Origin of the sequence: Chryseomicrobium sp. FSL W7-1435 (assembly GCF_038595005.1) — a bacterium.
Taxonomy (GTDB): domain Bacteria; phylum Bacillota; class Bacilli; order Bacillales_A; family Planococcaceae; genus Chryseomicrobium.
Window position 1 is genome coordinate 1,475,914 of record NZ_CP151997.1, and the last position, 14,869, is coordinate 1,490,782.

The 14,869-nt window shown below is 38.4% G+C and carries 12 protein-coding genes; 8 read left to right on the top strand and 4 right to left on the bottom strand.

Going from position 1 to position 14,869, the window contains the following annotated elements; all coding sequences use genetic code 11:
• Positions 1-212: 212 nt before the first annotated feature.
• The 3 genes from MKY84_RS07460 to MKY84_RS07470 all read left to right on the top strand — a co-directional run bounded on the left by MKY84_RS07460 (position 213) and on the right by MKY84_RS07470 (position 4,715).
• Positions 213-1,499 (top strand): folylpolyglutamate synthase/dihydrofolate synthase family protein, encoded by a 1,287-nt coding sequence (locus MKY84_RS07460; RefSeq protein WP_342525217.1) that lies wholly within the window; start codon positions 213-215, stop codon positions 1,497-1,499.
• A gap of 263 nt (positions 1,500-1,762) precedes the next feature.
• Positions 1,763-2,935, top strand: a complete 1,173-nt coding sequence (locus MKY84_RS07465; RefSeq protein ID WP_342525219.1) for a Mur ligase family protein — start codon at positions 1,763-1,765, stop codon at positions 2,933-2,935.
• 76 nt (positions 2,936-3,011) lie between these two features.
• Positions 3,012-4,715 carry a diguanylate cyclase gene (locus tag MKY84_RS07470; protein ID WP_342525221.1) on the top strand — a complete coding sequence of 568 codons (1,704 nt, stop codon included), beginning with the start codon at positions 3,012-3,014 and terminating at the stop codon, positions 4,713-4,715.
• A 25-nt stretch (positions 4,716-4,740) separates the two neighbouring features.
• Here MKY84_RS07470 and MKY84_RS07475 read toward each other — a convergent pair whose 3' ends face one another.
• The 4 genes from MKY84_RS07475 to MKY84_RS07490 form a co-directional block, all read right to left on the bottom strand.
• Positions 4,741-6,291 (bottom strand): hypothetical protein, encoded by a 1,551-nt coding sequence (locus MKY84_RS07475; protein ID WP_342525223.1) that lies wholly within the window; start codon positions 6,289-6,291, stop codon positions 4,741-4,743.
• A 16-nt stretch (positions 6,292-6,307) separates the two neighbouring features.
• Positions 6,308-7,555, bottom strand: coding sequence for a hypothetical protein (locus MKY84_RS07480; protein WP_342525226.1), 1,248 nt, complete (start codon positions 7,553-7,555; stop codon positions 6,308-6,310).
• Between the two features lie 151 nt (positions 7,556-7,706).
• Positions 7,707-8,189 (bottom strand): type II secretion system protein, encoded by a 483-nt coding sequence (locus MKY84_RS07485; RefSeq protein ID WP_342525228.1) that lies wholly within the window; start codon positions 8,187-8,189, stop codon positions 7,707-7,709.
• 4 nt (positions 8,190-8,193) lie between these two features.
• Positions 8,194-8,676 (bottom strand): type II secretion system protein, encoded by a 483-nt coding sequence (locus tag MKY84_RS07490; RefSeq protein ID WP_342525230.1) that lies wholly within the window; start codon positions 8,674-8,676, stop codon positions 8,194-8,196.
• A gap of 217 nt (positions 8,677-8,893) precedes the next feature.
• Here MKY84_RS07490 and MKY84_RS07495 point away from each other — a divergent pair, with 217 nt between their 5' ends.
• From MKY84_RS07495 to MKY84_RS07515, 5 genes are read left to right on the top strand one after another with little or no spacing between them, the layout of a single operon-like run.
• Positions 8,894-10,267, top strand: coding sequence for a VanW family protein (locus MKY84_RS07495; RefSeq protein ID WP_342525233.1), 1,374 nt, complete (start codon positions 8,894-8,896; stop codon positions 10,265-10,267).
• Positions 10,268-10,285: 18 nt separating this feature from the next.
• Complete coding sequence (locus MKY84_RS07500) at positions 10,286-11,950, top strand: GspE/PulE family protein (protein ID WP_342525235.1); 1,665 nt, start codon at positions 10,286-10,288, stop codon at positions 11,948-11,950.
• Between the two features lie 14 nt (positions 11,951-11,964).
• Positions 11,965-13,005: a type IV pilus twitching motility protein PilT gene (locus MKY84_RS07505; protein WP_342528865.1), complete on the top strand. Its 1,041-nt coding sequence runs from the start codon at positions 11,965-11,967 to the stop codon at positions 13,003-13,005.
• The gene (locus MKY84_RS07510) at positions 13,005-14,210 is read left to right on the top strand and encodes a type II secretion system F family protein (RefSeq protein WP_342525237.1); all 1,206 of its coding nucleotides are present in this window, start codon (positions 13,005-13,007) and stop codon (positions 14,208-14,210) included. Before MKY84_RS07505 ends, MKY84_RS07510 begins: the two co-directional genes overlap by 1 nt.
• Positions 14,211-14,248: 38 nt before the next feature.
• Positions 14,249-14,827 carry a prepilin-type N-terminal cleavage/methylation domain-containing protein gene (locus MKY84_RS07515; RefSeq protein ID WP_342525238.1) on the top strand — a complete coding sequence of 193 codons (579 nt, stop codon included), beginning with the start codon at positions 14,249-14,251 and terminating at the stop codon, positions 14,825-14,827.
• The last annotated feature ends 42 nt before the right edge of the window (positions 14,828-14,869 follow it).

Here is a 14,869-nt window from a genome sequence, read left to right on the forward strand (position 1 = left end):
ACTATTTACCAATTATGCATCACGAAGCCGCATTCCTACATTGAATTCTACATAATCATAAATAGTTTTTGAATAGTGTGGGGGACAGGCACCATTTGGAAAAAAGCTGGATATACTAGAATCTAGTTTGCTAAATCTAAAGTGTGACATTTCGTGTCACAAATTGTTATACTAATTCTGTTGAGAAATTACCCACCAAGAGGAGAAAACCCATGTACACTAACTTACAAGAATGCCTAGACTTCGTATTTTCCATTCGCTCAAGTACATACAAACGCACACCACTGGAGATGATCGAGGATATTTTACAAGACCTCGGCAACCCTCACCATACATTCAAAACAATTCATTTTGCTGGCTCTAATGGCAAGGGATCCACGCTAAATGCAGTCGATTCGATTTTAAAAGATGCTAACTTGCAAGTCGGTGTCTTCACATCACCCCATATTCACCATGTCAATGAACGAATTCGCATCAATGAAGTGCAAATACCAGACGATAAATTGCTCGATTACTTAAACCAAGTTTTAGAAATAGTCGAGAACAAATACGATGGCAAATACCCAACATTTTTCGGAATTATCACGATTGTGGCTTACCTACATTTTGCGGAGCAACAAGTAGATGTCGCTTTGATAGAAACAGGTATTGGTGGTTTACGAGATTCAACAAACGTGATCACACCGCTTGTTTCCGTTATCACAACAGTTTCTTACGATCACACAGACGTTTTGGGAGATACGATTCAAGAAATCGCTTCTGAAAAAGCGGGAATCATCAAACCTGGCGTTCCGGTCGTCTCAAGTGTCAAAAACCCAGAAGCTCAGCAAGTCATCCGAGATACTGCTACAGAAAAAAATGCACCACTTCAACAGCTCGAAGACGACATGAAAGTTTCCAATGTGCGTCTGGAGAATGGCTACCAACTATTCGACCTTGAGATAGGAGAAGATCGTTTAGAGGATATTGCCTTATCCATGTTCGGAATTCACCAAGCTGAAAATGCTGGCTTAGCCATCACAGCGATTCGTGCATTGGAGCCAACATTTACGATTTCTAACGATGCGATCTATTCAGGTCTTAAAAAAGCAAAATGGGCAGGGCGTTTTGAAAAGTTCGGTGACCATATCGTCATTGACGGTGCCCACAATCCAGAAGGCATGACGATGCTTCTTCAAACACTGACAAATGTTTACCCAGAGTTCAATTACCACTTCCTTTACGCAGCTCTTGAGGAAAAAGACAATGCGTCAAGCGTAGCGATGGTCGATCAAGTAGCTTCGACGATTACTTTCACGAGCTTCCATCACGCAGGAGCTACACCGAAAGACAAACTTGTGGAGTATTCTTCGCATACAGAGAAAACGGCTGTAGATAATTGGAAGAAAGTTATCGAAGATTTCGAAACCAATCACTCGGCTACAGATGTTCTAGTGATCACGGGTTCTCTTTACTTTATGAGTGAAGTGCGAGAATTCTTACTGACGAAGAAATTCTAAATTAAGAAGTTAATTTAAGAAAAAGGACTCGATTTCCTGTGGAGGAACCTGCTTGCCTCCTCTCGGCATACGAATGCATACATTCGCCTCCGCTGCGGGGTCAATCAGAACCCTTTATTTCCACGGGAGTCGAGCCCTTTTTCTTTAAATCTTTCAGTTATAACTGTATGTAGCATTAAATTAGACTCGCTTTTTAAAAGGTAGCACTTTTAGAAATCGGGCCTTTTTTCGAATTGTTGTAGTTTTGTAAGGAGGGAACCATTATGAAAATTCCAGGGCTTGATGTCTTTAAAGAAAAGTGGGGAATTGCTAGTCGCTCAACAATTGAACCGGGACTTGATCGGATGCAACGCGTCTTGAAGCAGCTTGGAAATCCTGAAACATTCGACCGAATTATTCATGTCGCGGGAACGAACGGAAAAGGTTCCACGATTGCCTTTCTAAAGGCTTTATGTGAAAGTCATGGAATTCGTTACGGTGCATTTCAATCGCCTGCGATTGTCGATGTCCATGATCAGTTAGTTGTAAATGGACAGCCTATTACTCCCAAGCAACTTGATACAGCCCTTGAACTATTGGCACAGGTTGAAGAAGCGAAGACCTTGACCGATTTCGAACTGCTGACAATCTGTGCTTTTATTCACTTTCGCAGTCAAGATGTGGACGTCTGGATTCTAGAAACAGGCATGGGTGGACGTTTTGATAGCACCAATGTCGTACCAAAAAGTATTGCCGTTATTACCAGCTTGTCCATTGATCATACGAACTTTTTAGGAACCACACTCGATGAAATAGGTTACCACAAAGCAGGGATTATAAAAGAAGGTTCCACTGTTGTTTTACCAGAAACGATTTATTTAGCGCCGTTTGAGAAAGAAGCAGCTATAAAAAATGCTACTCTTTTTTCAATGATCCCACTAGATGATGAAGTTGAATTGTCGTTAGTGGGTGCCCATCAACGGATGAACGCTACTCTTGCTTGCACAGCTCTCAGTAAGCTCTTCACATTAACTACTGATAAATTACTCACTGGATTGAAGGGAGCGTATATTCCCTTTCGCATGGAGAAACTCTCCGACAATATTTATTTAGACGGTGCGCACAATGTCGAAAGTGCTCAAAAGTTAGTCGAAACTATTCGAACAAACTTTCAAGATAAACCGGTCCATATCGTAATGGGAATCTTAGCAGACAAAGAGTTCGAAGCGGTCTTACGAGAACTGGAAAAAGTTGCCGAAACAATGACGTTTGTCGAATTCTCCCATGAACGCGCACTTGAGCCGAATAGACTAGTTGATTTGTGTCGAATTAAAAACAAACGAATGGCAACTATTGATCAAATAGAGTTAAATAGTTTAAAAAGTGTTAATGATAGGTATTTTATCACGGGTTCATTATACTTTTTAAGTGAATGGCGATTCAAAAACAGTAGTTAATACCTTATAGATTTTCAGTAAGCAGTGCTATAATTTAATTGTCAGACAACTACTAAAACTGGAAAGGGGGGCTATAGTGAAATTCAGTAATCGAACGAAACGGTTCATTGTAATGCTTTATATTTTTACCGGATTACCGCTAATGGCCCTCTTACTCTTTGCTTTCCCAAGTCAACCAATTGACTGGGTTATTTTTTCGTTAATGTTTATTCTCGCTTTAGCAACTACCGCAATTCCTTTTCACATCGGTAATACTACTATCTTCTTATCCCAATGGGTCACTGTAGCTGCTTTCCTTCAATATGGTGTAGGAATTGAAATGATTCTTGTTCAGTTTTCCATCCTACCGATGCTTTTCCGAGTTCGATTTTTAACAGACTTACCTTATCGAATTTTATTTAGTTCCTGGATGTTTGTGCTTGTATCCTTACTTTCAGCAAGTGCCGCACACGCCATCGGGTATACGGTAGGGGAGACGAGCATTGGCATGATCATTGCCGGTGCCACCACATTCCTGATTGTGAGCCTTGTTTCAAATCATATAATTCTTTATGGCCGCGATCGAATACTCGGCAGTAAAGACCGGTTCTTTTCCAGAGATGCTGCGTGGGATTATACTGGAGGGATGATTACATTACCTTTTGCTATTTCCCTCTACGTGCTGGAAAATGAAATTGGTTGGATTGCCTTTATGCTCCTCGGAATTCCTTTTTTACTGATCACCTACGTGATGCGTATGTACAACACCGCAGAACGGGCAAATATTGCTTTATCAAAAGCTAGTGCATTTGGTCATGAGATGGCCGACAGATTGAGTGTCAATCAAATCGTCGACATGTTTATGAAGCGTGTGGCAGAACTGTTCCCGCTCGATGCCATCTACATTGTTGATAATTTAAAAGGCCGCTATGTTGTACTCCGAGCTGTTGTGGACAAAGAAGAAGTTACAATTGAAGTAGAGTCAGAATCGATACAGAACTCATTCATTCATTCTTATTTTAGTCGATCAGAAAAACATTGCTTTGGGAAAGCTTCTGAATGGAGAGAAGATGCGCCTGATTTTCTTGAGAAAGATATGAACAGCTTGTTAATTGTTCCTATCCATCGCAACAAAAAGACAGAAGGAATGGTCATTTTATCTGCGCGAAAGAAATATGCGTTTGAAAAATACCAGATGGACATTGTTCACTTATTGTCGACGTACTTTGCAGTTTCTTTAGAAAAAGCAAAATACGTCCATGCAGCTGTTGAGAAAAGTGAGACATGTGCTCTGACCGGACTTTATAATTATCGCTATTTAGATAAAAAGCTAGAAATTGAGCAAAACCGCTTAGATACGAATCCACATCTTTATTTATCTGCACTTATGTTAGATATTGACCACTTTAAACAAATTAACGATCAATATGGCCATCATGCCGGAAATAGTGTATTAAAAGATTTTGCGCGTTTATTAAAAAATCATGTTCCAGAGGATGGAACGATTGCACGCTATGGTGGAGAAGAGTTTGTCATTCTATTACCGCACATGACGAAACAAGATGCCGCTGAACTAGGTGAGAAGATTCGAAAAGAAGTTCAAACCACTTCTTTTTTAATAGATTCGGACCTCTCCAAAAATCGACAAGATGAAATCATTTATTTGACGGTCTCGATTGGTGTTTCAAATGCACCAGAAGATACCGATGAAACAATCACAATGCTACGAAACGCCGATCGCGCGCTCTACATTGGAGCGAAGCAGGCGGGGCGGAATCGTGTAGCGGAATATAGTAACTAAAAAAAACAGCCGAGAGGCTGTTTTTTTAGTTGTATTTGATTTTGAAAATCTCAAGTTCATTGACATTAGGTAAAACATCTGGAATTTCAATTTCAGGAGAGGGAGTAGTAGGTTGCACATGACCACACTCATTTAAAAAAGCTTGATTATTATCATGATAAATAAAATGGCTTGCATTTGGCATTTTTCCTTGTTTAGGTCCATTCACATGGATTTTTGTATTACCAGTAGCTTTCAGACGAGATATCCCTTCAATTGTAGGAGTATTAATACAAACAATTGAAGAGTTATTCCTATTATTACCGCTAAATGTAATTTCATTTGAGTTAGTATCATCAACTTCGTTTATATATATATCAGATCTTAATCCAATAGTAATTCTATTAGGTGCAAATAGTTTACCAGACACTATCAATTTTATCCCATTATTTACATTACCTTTTAATGTCAAATCATGTGTTATTATTTCTAACTTGTCTCCATCAATTGATTCGTTTATAGTAACACTTTCAGTAGCTTTGATTGTTCCAGATTGAGAGTTGCTCGATGGTGAGTTTATATTCTTTAAGATAATTCTCTTTGCAAGTAAATTAATTTGTGAACTTGAAAATGGCTCTTTAATTTCTAGTGTATTCAAAGATATTAGGGTTGAATTAAATTGATTATTAATATTCTTAAGTATAAGGTCCTCTTGAGCAAAGATATATAAGTTATCACCATTCATCACATTATTAAAATTAGCAGTTCCATTCACTAGAATTGATAATCCTTTGATTGATCTATCAATATTATTTGTTTGACTTAGATTATTTTTAAAAATTATTGATGAATTTTGGTGAGTCCCACTTACAGATAAATTGGTAAAAGGTGAGTGTAATTTTGAATTAACAGTACTAGAGAATACTTGATTAGCAGAAGATAATTTACAACTTATATCTAGAGTGACACTTGAACAATTTTCTAAATCTTGATTATATACAGCTGAGAAGGTTGGTAAAATTACTTCTGGATTAACATTAGAGACATTATCGCTAGGTGTACTCGATGGATTGAATGGACTAATTGCCGGTAGAATTAAAGTGGCTTCTATTGTTTTATTCAGTGTACTAGTTTCTAATCCGGTATTACCAGCTACAACATAATTAATTTTACTCTCTGTATTATCTAAATTAGCGTCTTCAAGAATATAATAAGCATCTGAATTATTAATGGTTCGTTTAATACTATTAGTATTTAAAATGTGGAGTGCTAATTGTAAGTTATCATTAATGTCATTTATTCTATCATTAATTTTTTTTATTTTGATTTGATTTGGTTCATTCGTGTCAATAATACTTTGAAAGTCCGTTCTAGCATTATTGTATTCTTTTTTTACTAGGTCAGTAATATGCAGCTGATAATATTCAGCTCCCATCTCGGCTAAAGATGTAGCGACAATTGCTTCATCAGTTTTGTCTATCTGCTTCTTTTGATTCATCGAAGCAACTGTAAAACTAGCCGTTACCATTAGTAACAATACAACTAAAACAAGCACTAATAGTAATGTGTAACCTTCCTGTCTCCTGAGCATCTTCATGTAAACACCCCAGCATCTAATTATAATTAATTTCCTCAATAGAAGTTCCTGGATCAATCACACCATTTGGATCCGTAATCGTCAAATTGCACACCGTATCTTTTTGTTGTTGTGTTATGACTGTCTGATCGGAAGCAGCAGTCATCTGATACCATGGTGCATTCACATCATTGCTTAGCTTATAAATTACTTTGTAATTAGAAGAATCTCCATGTTTAAAACTAGACTTCACTTGTGAGAAAGCTGAAGAAGAAAGAGGACTTTCAATGCAAACGTTACTATTGATTAAAGTTACGCGTTTATCATCTTCTTTAATATTATTTCCATTCGTATTCTCGAGTGTGAAACCTATAGTGTTGGTAACTAAAGTTGAATTTAGAATATCCGATTTCGCATTAGAACTAAATGTGAAAGAAATAGTTTTAACCTTTAAAAATGAATTATCGATACGTACATGTTTTAGGAAAAACACTCCATCAGCTGCGAGTACTTTAATATTACCTAAATCTTTATTTTGCTGAGAATTAAATTGTTGTGAATCAAATGTAACTGTGATAGGGAAGTAATAGAATGTATTATCTGTAAATGAGAACCCAGGATTTGATATTGTAGGAACGTTTAAAACTGTAACTTTAGACGGATCATTTATATATAAATCCTTATAGTCATCAAAACTAATGGTTGGTAAAGTCGGAGATCCATTTATTAATGGCAAACTAAGTTTAGGATAGCTCATCTTCATATCAATACTACGTGTAACCGTTGCATCAAACACCCCTGCAACTTTCAATGTCAAAACATAACGTGTGAAACCAGAAGTAGCATCCGTGACTTCTTCTTTCGAATAGCTCTGCAATTTGTATGCACGGTTCGCAGTTGCCACTTCCCGTAAAGCTGCTGAAGCAGACTCTGCATTTAAAAAGTTCGTGATGTCTGTATTGATCAGAGTATTGTATGTAGTAATTTTACTAGCAATTTCAGTAGCTTTTGTTTCAGCTGAAAGGGTTGAATTGTTTTGAATAGTTTTAATTTCTAGTAGTGCTTTTGAATAGTGGCCGCTGATAATTGTTTCAAGACGGTTCTGATAATATTCGACTCCCATTTCTGCAAGGGAAGTGGATACAAATGAATCGTCTGTTTTTGAAACCTGTTTTTGTTGATTCATAGAAGCGATTGTAAAGCTGGCAGTGAGCATCAATAACAAAACTACAAGAACCAAAGTGAGTAACAAAGTGTAGCCTTTTTGATTAAGATAATTCGTCATGATTTCTCACTCCATTCATGGAATATAATTACTATTAGTATATCAAAAGAGATAGGTCTATAGGTATGATATTCTGGAATGTAAAAATAACGATTTTACATAATGAGAAATTTAGTCCAAAGACCTAAAAAAGCTAAGCGAAGTCGCTTAGCTAGTCAGTAGTTAATTTTGATAATGTTGTATTTAATACATAATAAGTTGATTTTCCATCCTTGAATTCAGCAGTTAAGCTCAAATGCACAGGCAAAAGAATTCTTCCCCCATTTGAATAACTTGCAATACTCAAAGTAGCTTCTTCTTGATTGATTATATTATTTTCAATAGTGGGCGAGACATTATAAAGTTGATAAGTGACTCCAGGGCGTTTTGGAATTCTAATTTCACCATCATCTTTAGAGTTAATCACTAATTGGCCAGCCTCAATTTTTAGATCTATAATTGTGCTTCTTGTATGAGTAGATTGTAATGTCGACAAAATCACATTCGCTTCCTGTTGTAAGGACTGTGTAGTAACGGCATAGCTATTGGAATCGATAGTCTGAAAAAAGACTCTCCAAATCAAAATAGTCAAAAATCCTATAATGACAATGACTGCAAGAAGCTCAACAAGTGTAATTCCTTTTTGGTTTTTCATCTTGTCATCCTCCGGTCACTGTAACTGGTAGATTATCAGATGTAAGGTAGCCATAATTTGTTGCACGGATAGATTCTTTTTCCACAACATAAATTGTTACTTCAAATAAGTCTAATCCGTCAACTTCGTTATCATCTACTAGATAATAAATTTGATAACCACCAGACAAAGGTGTTGTCTCAGTGGCGACATAAAAGTCTTGAGTCGGTTTGTTATTGTCTGGAAATAACTTATTGAAAGTTTCATTGCTACTTACAAGGTTAAATTGTGGGGGTGGATTAGCTCCATCTATTTCCCAGCCTTTTGCTCTTACAAGCGCATCTTTCGCAACTGCTACCGAGTCGAGACTCTCCTCATTCACTTCATTCGTCCTGAACATATTCGGAAAAACACTTAATGCGATGGATAACACAACAGCTAAAAGTACAACAGATGCTAAAACCTCCACTAATGTAAATCCTTTACAATTCAGAAAATTTCTAAACACCTCTTGCACCCCCCTATGGTACCCTTTATACTTTCATCATAACAGAGGATTCAAAAGAATGAAACAAAGGAAATATCTGTCGTAAAGATTTCATAAATAAGGTAAATAGTTGTATTCAAAGTTACATCTATTACGTTACAATGAGATTAATAAGATAATTCTATGATGTAAGGCCTATAGAGAGTAGTAGGTAAATCTAGCGGGGGAGTGAATCAATTTGAGGAAAGTAATTGCAGGTTTAATTAGTATTGGCCTACTCGCTTTACTTTTTTCTCCTTTTGTATTAGCAAATGAACATACGCATACATTAGGTGGGAAAGTAGCTCCTTCAACAGATGAGGAAGAAGTGACGGCTTGGATTGCAACAGAGATTGATGTATGGAAAGCATCAGCGGTCGAGCAGTTAAATGCAACGAATTCTTCATTAGAAGTGACAGCAGATGATTTTGTTTTTGATATCGCGCAATCGGTTGACCAATTTGTTAGTAAAGCAAATGTGCCGTGGTATGCATTTTGGAAAAGCGATCAAGAAGTCCATCAACCACTTGTGGTAACAATCAGTGAGCGACTTACTTCTGCAATCGATGCAGATCCAGCGTTTGATCGAGTCAAAACTATAGAAGATCTTCGCTTAAAAGCAAGTGTATTGAGTGATGAATCGATTCAACTGGTCGCAAGCGATATTTCGGTTGCGGATATGGAACGAGTTGGGTTCGTAACTGTGCAAACAGGACTCCCAGCTGCAGAACTGAATGCAGTAAACGAGCTGATACACAATAAAGTGATTCAACCCCAAGAAATTTTTTCATTAAATGAAACTTTAGTGCAAGGTGCTGCACCAATCTCAGAAACAACTGCAAACTTTGTAGCATCAATGTTTTATATTGCAGTTCTTCAAACGGAATTTGATTTAGTTGAGCGTCACTCACAAGGGGTCGTACCAGACTATTCGACTTTAGGATTAGAAGCGATGATCAACGCGAAGTTGAACCGTGATTTTAAATTCAAAAATACGTTTGATACACCAGTAACTATCCAAGCAGTAAACTCGGGTGGTACATACTTACTTGAATTCCTAACACTAAATCCAGACTCTACTGCTAGTTTCGAAGTAGGATCTCGTGAAGAAATTGAACCGAAACGTGTAGAACGTCTGGTTGCAGATTTAAATTACGGTCAGTCTCGTCAAATCGAAACCGGTAGAAGCGGTTGGAGAGTCGTAACATACCGCACCGTTTCATCAAAGACAGGATCATTTGAAACACAAGAAATTATCGCACGGGACTATTATCCACCTGTACATACAGTGGTTGAAGTCAGTGCGAAAGAAGCACCACCAGCTCCAGAACCAGCTGTTCCAACAACGGGGGATCCTGCTGATGGCTCAGGTACTGGAACAGGAACGACTGGTGGAACTGGAACTGGCTCAGGTAACGGCACCGGCAGTGGTACAGGAACTGGAAGTGGATCAGGATCTGGTACAGGTCCAGGAAATGGAACAGGCTCTGACAATGGTTCAACCAATGACCCTGCAGATTCTGATAATGATGGCACACCGGATTATGACAAAGGCGGAAATAAGATTGACTAAAGAAGGGAGGAATTCACAATGAAGCTTAATACTAAAAAACGGATTGGAGACATGCTCGTCGATGCGGGAATGATCTCACAACAGCAGCTTGAATTTGGTCTTGAAAATAAAGCGCCATCTGAAAAGCTAGGGGATTACTTCATTCGTGAAAACCTCATTACCGAACAGCAGTTGAACGAGATGCTCGAGCGTCAGCTAGGGATTCCGAACATCAACTTAACACAGTATCCGATTGACCCAGAGTTAACATCATTAGTTCCAAAAGATATTGCCAAACGACTGCTCGTGCTTCCTATAAAACGAGAACGTAACAAGTTGCTACTTGCTATGGCCGATCCAATGGATTACTTTGCGGTAGAAGAAGTACGAATGGCAACCGGCCTACAAGTCGAGCCAGCCATAGCCGCTAAATACGATTTACTGCGAATGCTAACAAAGTTCTACGATTTAAAAGAGACGATGGACATGTCCTTACAAGACATCATCCCAACAGACATTGATGACGAGAACCAAATCATGGACCTCGATTCGCCAATCGTCAATCTCGTCAACCAATTGATCAGCAATGCCGTTACACAACGCGCGTCAGATATTCACTTTGATCCTCAAGAAACGGACTTACGCATTCGATACCGAATTGACGGAGTTCTGCACCTTGAAAGAGCACTCCCGAAATACATCCAAAATGTAATTCTTGCTCGTATCAAGATTCTTGCAAACTTGAATATTACGGAACATCGTATTCCACAAGATGGACGTATCAAGCAAAATATTAATATGAAACCAGTCGATATTCGTGTATCAACACTTCCTACTATATATGGAGAAAAAGTTGTAATGCGGGTACTCGATTTAACGAATGCTATCAACGATATTTCCAAGTTAGGATTTAGTGATTCTAATCTTGTATCGTTCAAAAAGATGTTGAAGCGTCCAAACGGTATTGTGTTGATTACAGGTCCAACGGGTTCTGGTAAATCATCTACACTATATGCTGGTTTGAATCGCCTGAACGAAGATGAAGTGAATATCATTACGGTTGAAGATCCAGTTGAGTATCAATTAGAAGGTATCAACCAGATTCAAGTGAAAGAAGAAGTCGGCTTAACATTTGCAGCTGGGCTTCGTTCGATTCTTCGTCAAGATCCTGACATTGTCATGATCGGGGAGATTCGAGATCTTGAGACTGCGCAAATTGCGGTCCGAGCCTCTCTCACTGGTCACTTAGTATTAAGTACATTGCATACGAACTCTGCTGTTGAGTCAGTTTCCCGTCTACGTGACATGGGGATTGAACAGTTCTTAATTGCTTCGTCACTTGTTGGCGTTATCTCGCAGCGATTAGTACGACGTGTCTGTCGTGATTGCGCTGTGAAAGAAGAAGCTACAAGTCGTGAAAAAGAATTATTCGCAGAAAACGGATTAGAGATTCATGAAATTACGCGTGGTGTTGGGTGTCCAGCTTGTAACAACACGGGTTACCGTGGTCGACTAGCAGTTCACGAAGTTTTAGAAGTGGATGATGAAGTTCGTTCAATGATCGTTGAAGGGCGTACACAACGCGATATTATGCGCTATATGAAACAAGCCAATATGAAGTCGCTATTGCAAGATGGCATGGAAAAAGTAGTGCTCGGTGTGACGACGACGGAAGAAGTGTTCCGCGTAGCTACACTTGATTAAAGGAGGTGACCCCACTGGCTTATTCAATTATTGATTTACTCAATCGCAGCTACGAAGATAAAATTTCCGATTTGCATATCACAGTGGGTGTTCCACCGATGTTTCGTAAGAACGGAAAATTGATCCCTGGTGGAGACGTTGAACTAACTGAGGAAATGACAAAGCAGATGGTCAACGAATTATTGCCGGCAGATAAGCGAGAAGAGTTCGCTGAAAAAGGTGAAACGGATTTCGGATTTGCTCTTGGCGAAAAATGTCGCTTCCGGATAAATGCCTATCATCAACAAAAACGTATGGCTCTGGCTGCTCGACAAATTTCGAATACCATTCCAACGTTGCAACAACTGAACATGCCAAAGGTATTATATGACTTAGCGGAACGTCCACAAGGCTTGATTTTAGTCACTGGGCCAACTGGTTCTGGGAAATCGACAACACTTGCAGCAATGATTGACCATATCAATCGCACGACGTCTCGTCATATTTTGACATTGGAAGATCCAATCGAGTATGTACATCCGCACAATCAATCAATCGTGAACCAACGAGAAATCGGTGCAGATTCGATGAGTTTTGCCAATGCGTTGCGTGCAGCTCTTCGTCAAGATCCAGACGTCATTCTAGTTGGAGAGATGCGAGACTTGGAAACCATTTCAACCGCTATCACAGCTGCTGAAACCGGTCACTTAGTAATGGGAACATTACATACAAGTTCGGCCCCAACAACTATCGACAGAATTATTGATGTGTTTCCGCCGTTTCAACAAGGTCAAATTCGTATTCAACTTGGTAACGTTTTACAGGGAATTGTTTCTCAACGATTATTCGTCAACGCCACCGGAAATGGGAGGGTAGCAGCTACTGAAATTTTAATTTCAACGCCAGCTGTATCCAACTTGATTCGAAACGAAAAAGTACACCAGATTCAAAACGTCATGCAGACGAGTCGTGCACTCGGCATGCATACACTTGAAGCGAATATTCAAGAACTCATCACTAAAGGTTCCATCAAGTACGAAGATGCCAAGCCATACTTACCGGCAGGTGATTACTAATGGCAGTTTACCGCTATAATGGAAGATCCATCGAAGGAGCCATAAAAAAAGGAACCATCGATGCTTCGACAAAAGCCCAAGCAATTCAAAAGTTGCGTGATCTGAAAATCAATCCACGCGAAGTGGAAGAGTCGAAATCAATTCTTCACAAAGAACTATCGATTGGTCAAAAAGTAAAAAATCAAGATTTTGTTATCTACGTTCGTCAGTTTGCGACTCTGATTCGTGCAGGAGTTTCGATTGTTGAGTCTACTCGTATACTTGCTGATCAAACGAAATCCAAACCATTGAAAAAAGCACTTAACAACATTGAAGAAGATGTTCGCAGTGGATTAACATTTTCCGATGCAGCAGCAAAATATCCGAATGTGTTTCCGGGAGTTTTTGTGAACATGATTCGGGCAGGCGAAGCGACAGGGAATTTGGATACGTCGTTAGACAGGTTAGCAATGTCGCTTGAGAAACAATTTGCTATTAAGAAAAAAGTACAATCTACAATGACTTACCCTGTCATATTATTAATTCTTACTTTCGGAGTGGCTGGTTTCTTAATGTTGACAGTAGTTCCTAATTTCGTCGATATGTTTGATGATATGGGAGCTGAACTTCCTACTATCACTAAAGTCGTTATGGCAATGAGTGAGTTCTTACAAACGAGCTGGTATATCATAATAATTGCAATTGTAATTTTTGTATCGGTATTTATGTGGCTTTTTAAAAACAATAAAAAGTTTAATTTTGGAGTTTATTACACAATTATGCGAATGCCAGTTTTTGGCCAACTTGTTCAGAAATCATCAATTGCTCGTGTAACACGAACATTATCGTCACTCTTTAGTTCATCAGTACCTATACTCCAAGCTTTAACAATTGTCGAAAAAGTATCGGGAAATCCGGTAATCGGAAATGTGCTTTTGGAGGCAAAACGTAGTTTAGAAAAAGGGAGTACGTTAACAGCTCCCCTACAAGCAAGTTGGATTTTCCCACCTCTGGTAACGCAGATGACTATGATTGGAGAGCAAACCGGATCACTTGATTACATGCTTGAGAAAGTTGCCATTTTTTATGAAGAAGAGGTAGACCGAACAGTTGATACATTGAAATCCTTGATTGAGCCACTAATGATACTTTTTTTGGCGTTTATAGTTGGTGGGATTGTAATGGCAATCATGATACCCATGTTTAGTCTATATGAACAAATTTAAGCTTTATATATTCTCTTTTAAGGAGGTGAAAAATAAAAATGAACGAACACATGTACTTAGAAGAAAAAAATGAAACGATGGGAGAGAACTCATTCATGAAAAAATTACTCAAAAAACGCTTAAACCAAAAAGGTTTGACACTAATTGAATTACTAGCTGTAATCGTTATTTTGGCTATTGTTGCTGCAATTGCAGTGCCTGCGATTGGAAACATTATCGAAAATTCAAGGTATAATGCTGTTAAAGGTGATGCAACAAATGTTTTAAGTGCATCTCAACTTTATTTTACTGAAAATGCAGAAGAGGAATATGTTACTGTTGGAGCTTTATTAGGTCTTGGATATCTTGAGTCAGCTGGTGAACTTCCTGCAACTAGTAATGAAGTTAAATCAGGATCAACTGCACCTACTGCATCAGCTACAGAATCATTTGTAGCAAAAATAAGTGGTGGAAATCAATTAACAACTTCTGCTATTGAATATAGTGGATCAAAAACTATAACATTTAGTAGTGCTACTTTAGAGGCTATTAATGGAGACACTTTCACTGGTAGTACTGATACTACTAAAGTTATAAATACAACAGCAGCAACAAATGCTGAAACGGCAATTCAATAATACCAACCTTATTTGAAGCCGGAGAAATCCGGCTTGACATAA

Coding starts and splice junctions, on each gene's coding strand:
- MKY84_RS07480 (WP_342525226.1), bottom strand. CDS start 7,555: ATGACGAATTATCTTAATCAAAAAGGCTACACTTTGTTACTCACTTTG.
- MKY84_RS07465 (WP_342525219.1), top strand. CDS start 1,763: ATGAAAATTCCAGGGCTTGATGTCTTTAAAGAAAAGTGGGGAATTGCT.
- MKY84_RS07460 (WP_342525217.1), top strand. CDS start 213: ATGTACACTAACTTACAAGAATGCCTAGACTTCGTATTTTCCATTCGC.
- MKY84_RS07515 (WP_342525238.1), top strand. CDS start 14,249: ATGAACGAACACATGTACTTAGAAGAAAAAAATGAAACGATGGGAGAG.
- MKY84_RS07475 (WP_342525223.1), bottom strand. CDS start 6,291: ATGAAGATGCTCAGGAGACAGGAAGGTTACACATTACTATTAGTGCTT.
- MKY84_RS07510 (WP_342525237.1), top strand. CDS start 13,005: ATGGCAGTTTACCGCTATAATGGAAGATCCATCGAAGGAGCCATAAAA.
- MKY84_RS07485 (WP_342525228.1), bottom strand. CDS start 8,189: ATGAAAAACCAAAAAGGAATTACACTTGTTGAGCTTCTTGCAGTCATT.
- MKY84_RS07500 (WP_342525235.1), top strand. CDS start 10,286: ATGAAGCTTAATACTAAAAAACGGATTGGAGACATGCTCGTCGATGCG.